The organism is Ancylomarina longa, from assembly GCF_003996985.1.
Taxonomy (GTDB): domain Bacteria; phylum Bacteroidota; class Bacteroidia; order Bacteroidales; family Marinifilaceae; genus Ancylomarina_A; species Ancylomarina_A longa.
In genome coordinates this window covers 184534-199702 of record NZ_RJJX01000001.1, presented here as the reverse complement: position 1 = coordinate 199702, position 15169 = coordinate 184534, and the positions used below count along the sequence as shown (strand labels likewise).

The window sequence follows — 15169 nt, the reverse complement described above, 5'->3', positions numbered from 1 at the left end:
ATGATATATGAAAATACTAGTCTGTATTAGTAATGTTCCGGATACTACTACAAAAGTTAAGTTTAAGGAAGACAATACATTGCTGGATGATTCAGGAATTCAATGGATAATTAATCCATGGGATGAATTGGCCTTGACAAGAGCGCTTGAGCTTAAGGAAGATGCTGGAAATTCGGTGAATGAGGTTTGTGTTATTAATGTTGGTGGCTCATTAACTGAAGCAACCCTAAGAAAGGCTTTGGCAATTGGTGCAGATAAAGCAATTCGTATCGACGCATGTCCATCGGATGCTTATCATGTAGCAGGACAAATTGCTGAATATCTTAAAGAAAATGTATATGATTTGATATTTAGTGGTATTGAATCCAGTGATTATAATGGTTCATCTGTGGGTGCGATGTTAGCCGAATTTATGAATTATTCAGGTATTTCATCCGTGACTAATGTTAATTTAGATGATGATATTGTGGTTTCACGTGCTATTCCCGGAGGAAAACAAATGATTAAAACAGAAACTCCTTTTGTAGCTATTGTTCAGAAAGGAATAGCAAAAGAACCACGGATTCCTTCGATGAGAGGGATTATGATGGCTCGTAAAAAACCATTGGAAGTAATTCCCGCCGCTGAATTACCAGTTTTAACACAAACTGTAAAATTTGAATTACCACAAGCAAAAGGGACCTGTAAAATGATTGATCCAGAGCATGTGGAACAGTTAGTTGAATTATTAAAAAATGAAGCTAAGGTGTTGTAATTGAATTTCCTTTTGATCATTAAACTTTAACGAATTTTAATTGAAAGCCTATGTCAGTAGTCGCATTTGCCAAAAACTGGAATGGAAAATTTAAGAATTCCAGCTACGAATTGGTATCCTATACAAAAGAGTTAGCCAATCAGATGCAAACAAATTTAGTTATTGTTTCTATTGGAAAAATAACTGAAGAAGAATTAAATAAACTTTCACAATATGGTGCGGATAGAATCATTTCCGTTAATGATGCCCGAATGAATGTGCTTACAAGTCGCGTTTATGCAGAAGTTATTGCTCAGATTGCTAAAAAGGAGAGTGCGGAGCTTGTTGTAATGACAGATAATAATAGTGGCAAAGCTATTGCTCCTAGAGTAGCTGTAAAACTGAAAGCAGGTATGGTTGCAGCGGTTCAGGAATTACCCGTTTCGATAAAGCCATTTGTTGTGAAGAAGCAAATGTTTTCGGGAAAAACTTTTGGGTATGTTCAGATCAATTCAGCAATAAGAGTTTTGACTCTTGCAAAGAACTGCTTTGGATTAGTTGAGAATCCTGTGGAATGTAATATTGACATATCTCATCCAGAGGTGAACACCGGGCTGTTTAAGATCCAGATTATAAGTGAAGAGGAGCAAAAAAATAAAGTTATCCTTACAGATGCAGATTGTGTTGTTTCCGCAGGTCGTGGCATGAGAAGTCCGGATAATTGGAGACCTGTAGAAGAGCTGGCAGAAGTTCTGGGAGCAGCGACAGCCTGCTCAAGGCCTGTATCGGATGAAGGATGGCGCAGTCATGAAGAACATGTGGGACAAACAGGAAAAGTGATCGCACCAAACTTATATATTGCTGCAGGTATATCCGGAGCTATACAACATGTAGCAGGCATTAGCCGAAGCAAATGTATTGTTGCCATTAATACAGATCCTGAAGCTCCGATATTTAGCGTTGCTGATTATGGAATTATCGGGGATGTTATGGATGTTTTACCACGATTAACGGAAGCTTTTCGAAAATCCAAATCTTAATTGAATTTTAAAATCATGAGTCATGATAAAACAATTTGTATTTAGTTTATCCCTTCTAATTACTTTAGCTGTATTTGCTTGGTCTGTGAGACGTTTATGGTCCTTTTTTAGGCTGACCAAGCCTGCATATCCAATTAAAAATATAGCTGCAAGAATTTCACATACAATGAATGTAGCCTTTGGGCAGAGTAAGATTTTTCGGAAACCAGTGATTGGTTTCATGCATGCCATTGTTTTTTGGGGATTCCTTGTAATTACTTTGGGTAGCATAGAAATTGTTGTGGATGGTCTTACAGGTTCGGAAAGATCTTTCGTTATAATAGGTTGGTTTTATGATTTTGTAATTGCCTCGGGAGATGTATTTGCATTATTGATAATTGCATTTATTAAGATTTTTTTACTTCGCAGAATGTTTATGAAAATTAAACGTTTTTCTGGAGTGGAAATGACTCCAAAAGCGAATTGGGATGCACAAATCTCTCTTTATTTCATAGGCTTTTTGATGGTTTCTTTGCTTGCATATAATATGGGTTACGTAAGTAATCATCCTAATGGATATGATGGTGTATATCCAATTTCTGCAACATTAGTTCATTTAATAGGAATAAACTTCGGCTGGCTTCAGGAGCCTGGTTGGTGGATTCATATCTTATTAATTTTTTGTTTTGCCAATTATCTGCCATATTCCAAGCATTTTCATGTCTTTTTATCGATACCAAATGTATTTCTTGCAAATCTCGCCCCTTTAACCAAGTATCCTAATTTGGCAAGTATCACTAGAGAGGTAAATTTAATGTTAGATCCTAATGCTGCATATGATGATACTATAGAAGTGGCTCGCTTTGGTGTGAAAGATGTACAAGATGTGAGTTGGAAGAATTATATGGATTCCTTGTCTTGTACGCAATGTGGCAGATGTACAGATGTTTGCCCTGCAAATATTACCGGGAAATTATTATCTCCAAGAAAAATCTTTGTGGATCTGCGTCATCGTATGAATGAAATAGGTCCATTGGCTGTGAACGGCAAAGGAGATGAGAAATCTCTTTTGAGAGATTATATAAGTGAGGAGGAATTGTGGGCCTGTACTACTTGTAATGCGTGCGCACAGGAATGTCCGATAGATATTAGCCATCCAAACCTAATCATGGATATGAGAAGGTATTTAGTGATGGAGGAGGCAGTTGCTCCTGCAGGTCTTAATGCAATGTTCGCTAATATAGAAAATAACGGTGCACCTTGGCAATTTTCTCCTGAGGATAGATTAAAATGGACGGAATAAATTCTTGGCTGATAGGTGTTGGTAATTAAAGTGTTAGCGATTTGTGGTGAAGTTGTTAATTAAATATTCCGCATTGGCTTTATCATCTATAGAAATTGAATTAAAGGACTATGTTAAGAAGTTATTGATAAGAATCTAACTACATTAAATAATGACAAAGGATACTAAAATTAATGTTCCGATAATGGCAGATTTAGCTGCAAAAGGTGAAAATCCGGAATACCTCTATTGGGTTGGTTGTGCGGGTGCTTTCGATGATAGATACCAAAAGGTAGCGAGAGCTTTTTCCAAAATTTTAAATCACCTGGGGGTTAGTTATGCTGTTTTAGGAAAAGAAGAGAGCTGCACTGGTGATGCTGCAAAGCGAGCTGGTAATGAAATGTTATTTCAGATGCAGGCAATGCAAAACATTGAGACATTGAATGCTTATGAAGTGAAAAAGATAATTTGTACCTGCCCGCATTGCTATAATACTCTAAAAAATGAATACCCAGATCTTGGAGGTAATTACGAGGTTATTAATTACACTGTCTTTTTGAATGAAATGATTCAATCCGGAAAGCTAAAATTGGAGAATAACCCATTTAAAGGGGAGACCATAACCTATCATGATCCCTGTTATTTGGGGAGAGGAAACAAAATATATGAGGCACCACGCAATGTTGTGAAAGCAGTTTTTGGTGAGGTGAAGGAAATGAAAAGATCGAGAAGCTTTGGTCTTTGCTGTGGAGCCGGTGGAGCTCAAATGTTTAAGGAAGCCGAAAAGGGGGAGAAGGAAGTAAATATTGAGCGTACCGAAGAAATAATCGAGCGAAAGGTTGATAAAGTCGCTTCAGCATGCCCGTTCTGCATGACCATGCTTACCGATGGAATAAAATTAAAGAATAAAGAGAACGAATTACAGAATTTGGATGTAGCCGAAATAATTGAAAGAGCTTTAGAATTGTAATATTTTGATATGAATACAAATACTGCTTATCAGCTTAAGAATTCAGTACGAATAGTAACTGCCACTTCACTTTTTGATGGGCATGATGCTTCCATTAATATTATGCGCCGAATTATTCAGGCTTCGGGAGCTGAAGTCATTCATTTGGGACACAATCGTTCTGTAGAAGAAATCGTGAATTGTGCTATTCAGGAAGATGCTCAGGCTATTGCAATTAGTTCTTATCAGGGTGGGCACATGGAGTTTTTTAAGTATATGTATGATTTGCTGAAAGAGAAAAAGGCTGATCATATTAAGATTTTTGGTGGTGGAGGTGGTGTGATATTGCCATCAGAGATTAAGGAATTGGAGCAATATGGAATTGCAGGATTGTATTCTCCGGATGATGGGCGTAATCTGGGATTACAGGGAATGATTAATGAGGTATTGGAAAAATCTGATTATTCACTGGATCAAATTGAGCTTCCTAAAGCATCTGAAATTACAACAGATCAGGTAAAACTATTATCCCGCTTAATAAGTTTGGCAGAACAAGATCTACTTCAGGAATCAGACTTGTTTCTAAAACTAAGAAACCAAGCAAAGATTAGTATAACTCCTGTGATTGGAATTACGGGAACTGGCGGAGCAGGAAAATCTTCCCTTAGCGATGAGCTGATTAGAAGGTTTCAATTTGACTATCCGGATTTAAAGATTGCAATTCTCTCCGTGGATCCATCCCGGAAAAAGAGTGGCGGTGCATTGCTGGGTGATCGTATCCGAATGAACTCCATCCATAATCCTAATATTTATTTGAGATCATTGGCTACACGCCGTGCGAACCTGGCATTGTCAAAACATGTTGGAGATGCTTTAATTCTTTTTAAATCGGCAGGTTTTGATTGCATCTTTTTGGAGAGTTCTGGCATTGGACAATCCGATACGGAAATTGTAGATCATAGCGATGTGAAATTGTATGTAATGACTCCTGATTTTGGAGCAGCGACACAATTAGAAAAAATTGATATGCTTGATTTTGCTGATCTTGTTGCGATTAATAAATCTGATAAGTATGGTGCGCAGGATGCTTTACGCGATGTGAAAAAGCAATATCAGCGAAATCATTTATTGTGGGATACCGAAGTAGAGGATATGCCAGTTTACGGTACAGTGGCTTCCCAATTTAATGATCATGGGGTGAATGTTCTGTATCATAAGCTGGTTCAATTTATCAAAGAATCAACAAAAGCAGATATTTTTAAGGATGGCGAGAAGCCATTATTGGATGCGGTGGAAAAAATAGAAATTGTGCCACCTTCGAGAGTTCGTTATTTGTCTGAAATAGCCGCAACGGTCCGAAAATATAACAGAAAAGCAGAAGAACAAGCTGAAATAGCAGATCAACTTTATGCATTGAACAAATCACTTGTTTTATTTGTGGAAGATGTGGTTCAAATCAGTTTGAAAGAAAAGATAAAATCCTTAAAGAAAGACTTCAAATATCAGGCTATTATCGATGGTTGGAAAGAGAAGCAGTTGAAGTATAAAAATGATCTGTACTGTTATAAAGTAAGAAATAAGGAAGTTTGCGTAAAGACTTTCATCGAAACGATGTCGCATAGTCGGATATCTAAGATTGCATTACCAAAATACAGAAGTTGGGGTGATATTGTGAAATGGAATTTAATGGAAAATGTTCCAGGCGAATTTCCATATGCTGCAGGTGTTTTTCCTTTCAAACGGGAAGGTGAAGATCCTACCAGAATGTTTGCCGGGGAAGGCTCTCCCGAAAGAACCAATAAGCGTTTTCATTATTTAGCTGCAGGACAACCAGCTGTTCGTTTGTCCACAGCTTTTGATTCGGTCACACTTTATGGTGCCGATCCAGATTATCGTCCGGATATATACGGAAAGGTTGGAAATTCCGGTGTTTCAGTCGCCAGTTTGGATGATGCCAAGAAATTATATAGTGGATTCGATTTATGTGATCCCAAAACATCGGTTTCCATGACAATCAACGGACCAGCACCAATGATGGTTGCTTACTTTATGAATGTGGCAATCGATCAGCAATGCGAAAAGTATATTCGGGAAAATGGACTCTTGGATGAGGTGAATCAAAAGATTGTGCAAATATATGCCGGCAAACAAAGAATTACTTATCAAGGCAATCTACCAAAGGAAAATAACGGATTAGGACTGTTATTACTTGGGCTTACCGGAGATCAGGTATTGCCAAAAGAAGTATATGACAAGATTAAATCAGAAACCATTTGCAAGATCCGCGGAACAGTTCAGGCGGATATGCTAAAGGAAGATCAGGCGCAGAACACCTGTATCTTTTCTATCGATTTTGCCCTTAAGATGATGGGGGATATCCAGCAATATTTCATAGATAAGCAAGTAAGAAATTTCTACTCAGTTTCTATTTCCGGCTATCATATCGCGGAAGCGGGAGCAAATCCTATTACTCAATTGGCCTTTACCTTGTCTAATGGATTTACCTTAGTTGAATATTACATCTCCCGAGGAATGCATGTAGATGAATTTGCCCCGAACTTATCCTTTTTCTTTTCCAATGGGATGGATCCGGAATATACCGTTATAGGCAGAGTAGCCAGAATAATTTGGGCGAAGGCCATGAAATTCTTATACAAGGCGAACAGTCGCTCTCAAAAATTGAAATATCATATACAAACATCCGGAAGATCCTTACACGCTCAAGAAATTGAGTTTAATGATATTAGAACCACACTTCAGGCGCTAACAGGCATTTATGACAATTGTAATTCTTTACACACCAATGCTTACGATGAGGCAATTACAACGCCAACAGAAGAATCGGTTCGCAGGGCAATGGCAATTCAGCTTATTATTAATAAGGAATTTGGCTTGGTGAAGAATGAAAACCCATTGCAGGGTTCTTTTATTTTGGATGAGCTTACCAATTTGGTTGAAGAGGCCGTAATGCTAGAATTCGACAGGTTGACCGAGAGAGGTGGAGTATTGGGAGCTATGGAAACCATGTATCAGCGTGGTAAAATACAATCAGAATCGATGTATTACGAAGGTTTAAAGCATAGTGGCGAATTACCAATTATTGGAGTAAATACCTTTTTAAATTCTCAAGGTTCTCCAACTGTGCAACCCAAAGAGGTGATCCGATCAGACGAATCGGAAAAGGAACACCAGGTTAAATTTAAAGAGCTTGTTCAGGAGAATCAGAAAGAAAAAGCTGGTTTGGCGCTACAAAATTTAAAAGAAACTGCGCTACATAACGAGAACATATTCGCATCGCTTATGGAAGTCTGTAAATACTGTACGCTAGGACAAATTACCAATGCTTTATATGAGGTTGGCGGACAATATAGAAGGAATATGTAATAGTTACTCTGAAACTTAGAAACCAAAAAGACAATAAAATTGAAAGCCCTACAAACTAAAATAAACGTGAAATCAGCGGATTTTCTGGAGAACAGAGAAGCCTATAAACAATTGTTGACGGACTATCGGCAGCGATTACAAGCTATCATGAATGGAGTCGACGAAAAGGCTAAGGATAGGCATCTGAAGCGTGGAAAATTGCTGGTACGCGATAGAATAGAACTACTCTTGGATAAGAATACTCCCTTCCTGGAGCTATCAGCGATGGCTGCTTGCGATCAATACAAAAATCAATTCCCTTCAGCGGGTATTGTTACCGGTATTGGGGTTATTCATGGAAGGGAATGCGTAATAATAGCCAATGATGCTACTGTAAAAGGTGGTACTTACATCAAGGAAACGATTAAAAAACATATCCGTGCACAGGAAATTGCCATGGAAAATCATCTGTCATGTATTTACATGGTCGATTCGGGAGGTGTATTTCTGCCGGAGCAATCGAAAGTATTCCCTGACAAATACGATTTTGGCAGGTTTTTCTTCAATCAATCGAAGATGTCCGCCAGAGGAATTCCGCAAATCTCACTGGTAATGGGTTCGTGTACCGCTGGTGGTGCTTATGTGCCTGCCATGAGTGATGAAACCATCATCGTGAAAGGACAGGGAACCATTTTTATTGGCGGACCTCCATTGGTGAAAGCCGCAACAGGCGAAGAGGTAACGGCAGAGGAACTGGGTGGTGCCGATGTACATACCAGTATTTCGGGAGTGGCTGATCATCTTGCTCAGGACGATCGACATGCGATACAGATTTGTCGTGATATATTCGAATCCATGCCTAAGGTGAAAAGGTATGGACTAGAACGCACCGAGGTTCAGGAACCTTTGTATCCAGCTGAAGAATTATACGGTTTGGCTCCTTTGGATTTCAAAAAACCTGTGGATGCGAGGGAAATCATCATGCGGATTGTGGATGGCAGCTCTTTTCAGGAATTTAAGGAGAGATATGCTCCGACTATCGTAACTGGTTTTGCAAAGATCATGGGATTTCCAGTTGGAATTATTGCTAATAATGGCATCATCTTTTCCGAAACATCGCTGAAAGCAGCTCATTTTATCGAGTTGTGCAGTTTTCGGAAGATACCATTGATCTTCTTGCAGAATATTACCGGTTTTATGGTAGGAAAAGAATACGAACACAAGGGAATTGCCCGCGATGGTGCTAAAATGGTACATGCGGTTGCTAACGCTCAGGTTCCTAAGTTTACTGTAATTGTAGGGGGATCGTTTGGTGCTGGTAACTATGCCATGGCTGGTCGGGCTTATGAACCTCGCTTGTTGTTTATGTGGCCCAATGCCAAGATTTCGGTAATGGGCGGGGAGCAAGCTGCCGGAGTGTTGGTTCAGGTAAAAGAACAGCAATTGAAGAAAAGAGGTTTGGAGTTTCCGGAGAAGGAACAGAATAAATTGAAAGCCGATATTCTGGAAAAATATGAACGGGAGGGTTCTGCTTATTTCAGTACTTCTCGTTTATGGGACGATGGTATTATCGATCCGGCAGATACCCGAAAGGTGCTGGCTATGGGAATTGCAGCTTCTCTCAATAAAGAATACGGTGAGCCGGAATTTGGCATCTTCCGCATGTAATTTTAATAATCTATCCGAGCAAGAAAATGAAAGAATATCAAACGATAACCTTTAGTATAGAAAATAAGATCGGTACCATTTGTTTGAATCGACCGGAAATTCATAATGCCTTTAACGAGGTGATGATAGCCGACATACTGCATTGTTTTGGTGAAATAGAGCAGATGGATTATCAAACTTTGCGCGTGGTATTGCTTAAAGGAAAAGGGAAATCCTTTTGTGCCGGAGCCGATCTGAATTGGATGAAAGGAGTTGCCAATTATTCCTATCAGGAAAATTATCAGGAGAGTTTTAATCTGTCGCAATGTTTTAATGCCATTTATGCATGTAAGTTTCCTACTGTAGCCTTGGTGCATGGAGCTGCTATTGGAGGTGCGAACGGACTGCTTGCTGCCTGCGATTTTGTGCTGGCTCATAAACAAACGGTATTCTCGCTCAGCGAAGTGAAAATAGGAATTGTACCTGCCTGTATTTCGCCATACGTTGTGAAGCGCGTGGGGGAATATAAATCGAAGGAATTGATGCTTACCGGCATGCGATTTAGAGGAAAGGAAGCTCAAAAAGCAGGATTGGTGAACTGGTCGGGAGGAGAGAAAAAATTGGATGCTAAATTAGTGGATCTGATATCTAAATTAAAGACAAGCGGTCCGATAGCTGTTTCTACCTGCAAGCAGCTGCTGTACGATGTGAAAAATGTATGGAATCATGAGCAGGCGATGGAAAATACTGCCCGAATGATTGCCGAACTCCGACAATCAGCGGAAGGACAGGAAGGCATGAACTCCTTCCTCGAAAAACGCAAACCGAATTGGGTGGATAAAATGGATTAATTTAAGAGGTGCGGGATAGGCATCGCAAATGAAAACAATTACATGTACTACAAACGAATATTGATAGCGAATCGTGGCGAAATTGCCCTCAGAATTATGCGTACAGCAAAAAATCTGGGCATTCAAACCATAGCTTTGTACACCGAACTCGATAGGCAGGCGGAGCATGTAAAGCAAGCCGATGAGGCTTTCCCTTTAAAGGGAAACGATTTGCAGCAAACCTATTTAAATGCTCATCAGATTGTGGAGATTGCAAAACGAGCCAATGCAGATGCCATTCATCCCGGTTACGGTTTTTTGGCCGAGAATGCAGCTTTCGCACTATTGTGCCAGCAAGCGAACATCGATTTTATTGGTCCGGATGCAACAGCAATCACCCTTATGGGAAACAAAGTGAATGCCCGCGAATTTGCCAAATCAATTGGCGTTCCGGTATTGGAGGGGGTCACTGGCACCATAGATAGTCTGGCTGAGGCAAGCAAGCAATTACAATTTCCGCTGTTGATTAAAGCAGCGGCCGGTGGTGGTGGTAAGGGAATGCGTATCGTATATCGGACGGAGGAATTGCAACAGGCTCTGGAATCTACTTCTCGTGAGGCAGCAACCTATTTTGGCGATGGTGCGCTTTTGGTCGAACGCTATATCGAAAATCCCCGACATATCGAGGTGCAGATTTTGGCTGATCAGCAAGGAAATGTGGTGCATTTATACGAACGGGAATGCTCTATTCAGCGCAGGTTTCAGAAAGTGATTGAGGAAGCTCCATCGCCTACGCTAAACGCTGCCTTACGGGAAAAAATGGGGCAGACGGCTGTTCTTATTGCCAAAAAAATGAACTACAGGAGTGCCGGCACGGTGGAATTTCTGGTTGACGGGGATTTGAATTTCTACTTTTTAGAGATGAATACCCGAATACAGGTGGAACATCCGGTAACGGAAATGATAACCGGAATAGATTTGGTAGCACAACAACTGGCAATTGCTTCGGGAAGATCCTTGAATTTGGTGCAAGCGGATATCCCGATGAAGGGACATGCCATTGAGGCCAGAATATATGCCGAAGATCCCGAAAAGGATTTTATTCCTTCCCCCGGTGACATCAGCTTTTATAAGGCACCAAAAACTTTTCCCCATCGCTTGCGTGTGGATTCGTCTATAGTTGGTCCCTGTACCATTTATCCTGATTACGATCCCATGATTGCTAAATTGGTGGTTTGGGATGAGAACCGGGTTTTGGCTATGGAACAATTGCATTGTGCTTTGCACGAGTACGAAATTCACGGAATCAAGAATAATATCCTTTATCTGCAAGCACTTTTAAGCACTAATGCTTTTAAGGAGAATCGCATCTCTACTCATTTCTGTCAGGATCATGCAGAGGTGTTAAGGGAAAAAATGCAAGCCGAACGAGAAGAAATTCCGGAAGCGCTTTTTCAGATTAGCTTCACCCTATTTGAATTGCATCGACAAAAGGTGGAATCTATTTGGGAAGAAATAGGATATTGGCGACAGCAAGGAAAACGAATCAGAATACTGGATGGAGAATTGTTTGATGTGGATATTTTAAGTGAGCATCCTTGCCAAATCAGCATCAATCAGCAGCTTTATCAACTCGAAAATGTACAGATTCAGGATAACAAAATAACCTTGGAATATGAAGGCGTGAGATATCGCTTTTACCGATCGAAAAATCAGGCGGGAAAGAGTTTTGTGAGCTGCCAGGGCTTGGTGCATGAGATGGAACGCTGGTCCGAAATTCAATCAAAAAGCAAGGCAAATACCACTACCGATGCGAGCGATGGACGGATTCTATCTCCTATGCCCGGTAAGGTGGTGAAGATTGAGACTCAGGTAGGACAGAAGGTAAACAAAGGCGATGTGTTAATCATCGTGGAAGCAATGAAAATGGAAAATAATATACTAGCACCTTTCGATGGGGAAATTGAGAATGTGTTGGTTGATGAGGGCGAACAAGTGAAAAATGAGATGGAGCTTATGGTTTTAGGAAAGCGATAAGGCGCGAAAGTCTCCCGCTGGCGGCAGCAGACTTCCGCGGGCTTGCGAAAGTCTCCCGCTGAGGGCAGCAAGCTTCCGCGGACTCGCGAAAGTTTCCCGCTGAGGGCAGCGAGCTTCCGCGGATCTGCGAAAGCTTCCCCACGAGCGCAGCTGGTTTTCGCGAAGCACCAATTTAATTAGGACAATATTGCAACTAAATATTAAATCAACAGATATGAGAAACAAAATCAGAATTGCAAATGCAGGCGGTTTTTGGGGTGATGATCTCGATGTATTACGCAGGCAACTCGAAGGTGGAGCGGTCGATTATATTTCTTCCGATTTTCTTGCCGAAGTAACCATGAGTATTCTTCGCAAACAACAGCTCAAGAACGAGTCGCTGGGATATGTAACCGATTTTGTGGATCAAATTGTGGATGTTGCCGATCTGATGAAACAGAAAGGCGTACGAATGATTACCAATGCTGGTGGTATTAATCCTATTGGCTGCGCACGCAAAATTTTATCCGAATTAAGTAAGAAAGGCATTAGCCTTAAAATTGCTGTGGTGGACGGCGATAACATCATCGATAGGATTGATGAATTTTATCCGGCTGCAGCCGATTTTAAAAATATGGATACCGGCGAAAGCTTTGAGCTTATCTCTCAAAACTTGCAAAGTGCCAATATCTATCTGGGCGTTCCTCCGCTCTTGAAAGCTCTGGAAAGTGGTGCCGACCTAATTTTGGCAGGCCGGGTTACCGATACTTCGGTTACTATGGCTCCCATGATTCATGAGTTGGGATGGCAACTCGATGATTGGGACAAACTGGCTGCCGGACTGATTGCTGGTCATATTATTGAATGTGGTGCTCAATCTACCGGAGGTAACTTTACCGATTGGCAAAAGGTGGAGCGCTGGGATAATATGGGATATCCTATTGTGGAAATGAATAAAAATGGAGAATTTACGGTTTACAAGCACGAGAATACGGGCGGACTCATCAGTGTGGATACCATCCGAGAGCAATTGGTGTACGAAATGGGAAATCCTGCTCAGTATATCAGTCCGGATGTGGTGGCCGATTTTAGCCATCTGCAATTGGAACAAGTCGCCGAGAATAAAGTGTCGGTGAAAAATGCCAAGGGGTATCCTTCTACTCCCTACTTAAAGGTGTCTATGGCTTTCGAAGATGGATATAAAGCTACCAGCTCCATCGTAATTAGTGGTGGTCGCGTGCTAAATAAGGCACAGGAATTTGAGAAAATATTCTGGCAGCGTTTAAATACTGATTATCTGAAAAAGAATACCGAGTTTGTCGGATATAATGCTTGTCACCAACATCTGGCAGAGCATATCGATCCCAACGAAATACTATTGCGATTGTCGGTTTACGATACCGATACCGAGAAAATAAAGAAGTTTTCGATGAGCATTGCTCCACTTATTTTAAGCGGACCTCCGGGAGTAGCCGTAACCGGCGGAAGAGCCCGAATGCAGCAGGTAATCACCTACTGGCCTACCTTAGTTCCCAAATCCAGTATCATTTCTAAAGTTCATATTTTAGATGATAATGGGGAGGTGCAGGAACAATACGATATTGCATCTGTTTTAGGCAACGAAAGGGAGATGGTGACACCTGTTCGTAAGGTGGCGGAAACAAAACAAGCTTACGCCGATGACAAAAGGATTACAGTACCCCTACGCAAAATATGTTTGGCACGATCAGGAGATAAAGGCGATACGGTAAATATTGGCGTTTTGGCTCGCTCAAAAGAGGTTTACGCCTTTATGAAAACAGCGCTTACTGCCGAGTATGTAAGTACCATGTTTGCAGGAATCAGCAAAGGAAAGGTGACTCGTTTCGAGATTGATAATCTTATGGCACTTAACTTTTTGCTGGAGGAAGCTTTAGATGGCGGTGGAACCAAATCTCTCATGATTGATGCGCAAGGCAAAACAGATGCTTCGGCATTGCTCAATCAGGAAATAAAGATTCCGGAGAAAATTCTTTCCTCTGTGTTGGAAGCCGAATCGCAAAATAAAGGCATGAAAACGGGAGTATAGATTGGGATAATCCCTGATTAATGCTACCTTAATTGCACTATAAATGGTGAATTGGAGAGTTCGCACTCTCCGAAATCAATTACATACAAATTTAAATCTAACTAAAATATATGTTTCCATATTTAAACGAAGAACATGATATTATAAGAAAGGCAGTTCGCGACTTTGCGGAACGCGAAATTAAACCCCTGGCACAAGAACTGGACGAAAAGGCTGAGTTCTCGTTGGATTTAACCAGGAAAATGGGAGAGATGGGACTCTTCGGAATGTTTCTGCCCGAAAAATACGGCGGACAAAATACCGGTTATCTATCCTATATCATCGCAGTGGAAGAAATCGCCCGTGTGGATGGTTCGCATGCTGCAACCTTGGCGGCACATAATTCTTTGGGTATTGGACCTTTATACCGATTCGGAACGGAGGCTCAAAAAATGAAGTACTTGCCAGGTTTATGCACTGGGAATCAACTTTGGGCCTTTGGCTTAACCGAAGCCGAGGCTGGCTCCGATTCGCGTGGCTCCAAAACCTTTGCTAAGGATAATGGCATCAACTGGGAGATCAATGGTTCAAAAATATTTATAACCAATGGTTCCAATCCTTTATGTGCCGGTGTTACTGTGCAAGCAGTTACTGCTATGAATGGAGAAGATAAGGAGTTTACTACTTTTATTGTGGAGAAGGATACTCCTGGTTGGGTTTCCCGGGCAATGCACGGTAAAATGATGTGGCGTTCCTCCGATACTGCCGAAATGTTTTTTGATACCTGTTGTATCCCCAAAGAGAATATGCTGGGAAACAGAGGGGCAGGATCTAAAATAATGCTGCAAACGCTCGATTCCGGTAGATTGTCTATTGCTGCAATGGGATTGGGATTGGCACAGGGAGCCTACGAAATGGCACTAAGCTATTCCAAGGAACGCAAGCAATTTGGAAAGCCTATCTCTAAATTTCAAGCTATATCATTTAAACTAGCTGATATGGCTTTGAAGATTGAATTGGCTCGTAATTTATTGTACAAAGCTTGTTGGTTGAAGGATAACGGAAAAGAATTTGCGAAGGAAGCTGCCATGTCGAAATTATATTGCTCCGAAATAGCCAAGGAGGTTGCTGATGAGGCAGTGCAAATACACGGTGGCTATGGCTTGATGAAGGAATATCCAATAGAAAGATTTTATAGAGATCAACGCTTGTTGCAAATTGGAGAAGGAACATCCGAAATACAGCGCTTGGTAATTTCCAGGCATATTGGTTGTTGATTTGTG

General features: G+C 40.9%; 10 protein-coding genes. All 10 read left to right on the top strand.

Annotation, left to right across the window (positions count from 1 at the left end):
- Positions 1-7 precede the first annotated feature (7 nt).
- The 10 genes from DLK05_RS00790 to DLK05_RS00745 all read left to right on the top strand — a co-directional run bounded on the left by DLK05_RS00790 (position 8) and on the right by DLK05_RS00745 (position 15163).
- Positions 8-754 (top strand): electron transfer flavoprotein subunit beta/FixA family protein, encoded by a 747-nt coding sequence (locus DLK05_RS00790; RefSeq protein WP_127342065.1) that lies wholly within the window; start codon positions 8-10, stop codon positions 752-754.
- A 50-nt stretch (positions 755-804) separates the two neighbouring features.
- Positions 805-1773 carry an electron transfer flavoprotein subunit alpha/FixB family protein gene (locus tag DLK05_RS00785; protein ID WP_127342064.1) on the top strand — a complete coding sequence of 323 codons (969 nt, stop codon included), beginning with the start codon at positions 805-807 and terminating at the stop codon, positions 1771-1773.
- Between the two features lie 22 nt (positions 1774-1795).
- Positions 1796-3055 (top strand): 4Fe-4S dicluster domain-containing protein, encoded by a 1260-nt coding sequence (locus tag DLK05_RS00780; RefSeq protein ID WP_127342063.1) that lies wholly within the window; start codon positions 1796-1798, stop codon positions 3053-3055.
- Between the two features lie 151 nt (positions 3056-3206).
- Entirely contained in the window at positions 3207-4004 is a 798-nt protein-coding gene (locus DLK05_RS00775; protein ID WP_127342062.1) for a (Fe-S)-binding protein, read from the top strand.
- Positions 4005-4013: 9 nt separating this feature from the next.
- On the top strand, positions 4014-7367 hold the full coding sequence (locus DLK05_RS00770) for a methylmalonyl-CoA mutase family protein (protein WP_127342061.1): 3354 nt from the start codon (positions 4014-4016) through the stop codon (positions 7365-7367).
- Positions 7368-7406: 39 nt separating this feature from the next.
- The gene (locus tag DLK05_RS00765) at positions 7407-9014 is read left to right on the top strand and encodes a carboxyl transferase domain-containing protein (RefSeq protein ID WP_127342060.1); all 1608 of its coding nucleotides are present in this window, start codon (positions 7407-7409) and stop codon (positions 9012-9014) included.
- Positions 9015-9040: 26 nt separating this feature from the next.
- The gene (locus DLK05_RS00760; RefSeq protein WP_127342059.1) at positions 9041-9844 is read left to right on the top strand and encodes an enoyl-CoA hydratase-related protein; all 804 of its coding nucleotides are present in this window, start codon (positions 9041-9043) and stop codon (positions 9842-9844) included.
- Between the two features lie 42 nt (positions 9845-9886).
- Positions 9887-11860 carry an acetyl/propionyl/methylcrotonyl-CoA carboxylase subunit alpha gene (locus DLK05_RS00755; RefSeq protein ID WP_127342058.1) on the top strand — a complete coding sequence of 658 codons (1974 nt, stop codon included), beginning with the start codon at positions 9887-9889 and terminating at the stop codon, positions 11858-11860.
- Positions 11861-12074: 214 nt separating this feature from the next.
- Positions 12075-13907, top strand: coding sequence for an acyclic terpene utilization AtuA family protein (locus DLK05_RS00750; protein ID WP_127342057.1), 1833 nt, complete (start codon positions 12075-12077; stop codon positions 13905-13907).
- Between the two features lie 110 nt (positions 13908-14017).
- Positions 14018-15163, top strand: coding sequence for an acyl-CoA dehydrogenase family protein (locus DLK05_RS00745; RefSeq protein WP_127342056.1), 1146 nt, complete (start codon positions 14018-14020; stop codon positions 15161-15163).
- The last annotated feature ends 6 nt before the right edge of the window (positions 15164-15169 follow it).

Bases quoted from the DNA above. Each gene is read 5' to 3' on its own strand.
- DLK05_RS00790 (WP_127342065.1), top strand. From the start codon at position 8: ATGAAAATACTAGTCTGTATTAGTAATGTTCCGGATACTACTACAAAA.
- DLK05_RS00785 (WP_127342064.1), top strand. From the start codon at position 805: ATGTCAGTAGTCGCATTTGCCAAAAACTGGAATGGAAAATTTAAGAAT.
- DLK05_RS00780 (WP_127342063.1), top strand. From the start codon at position 1,796: ATGATAAAACAATTTGTATTTAGTTTATCCCTTCTAATTACTTTAGCT.
- DLK05_RS00775 (WP_127342062.1), top strand. From the start codon at position 3,207: ATGACAAAGGATACTAAAATTAATGTTCCGATAATGGCAGATTTAGCT.
- DLK05_RS00770 (WP_127342061.1), top strand. From the start codon at position 4,014: ATGAATACAAATACTGCTTATCAGCTTAAGAATTCAGTACGAATAGTA.
- DLK05_RS00760 (WP_127342059.1), top strand. From the start codon at position 9,041: ATGAAAGAATATCAAACGATAACCTTTAGTATAGAAAATAAGATCGGT.
- DLK05_RS00755 (WP_127342058.1), top strand. From the start codon at position 9,887: ATGTACTACAAACGAATATTGATAGCGAATCGTGGCGAAATTGCCCTC.
- DLK05_RS00750 (WP_127342057.1), top strand. From the start codon at position 12,075: ATGAGAAACAAAATCAGAATTGCAAATGCAGGCGGTTTTTGGGGTGAT.
- DLK05_RS00745 (WP_127342056.1), top strand. From the start codon at position 14,018: ATGTTTCCATATTTAAACGAAGAACATGATATTATAAGAAAGGCAGTT.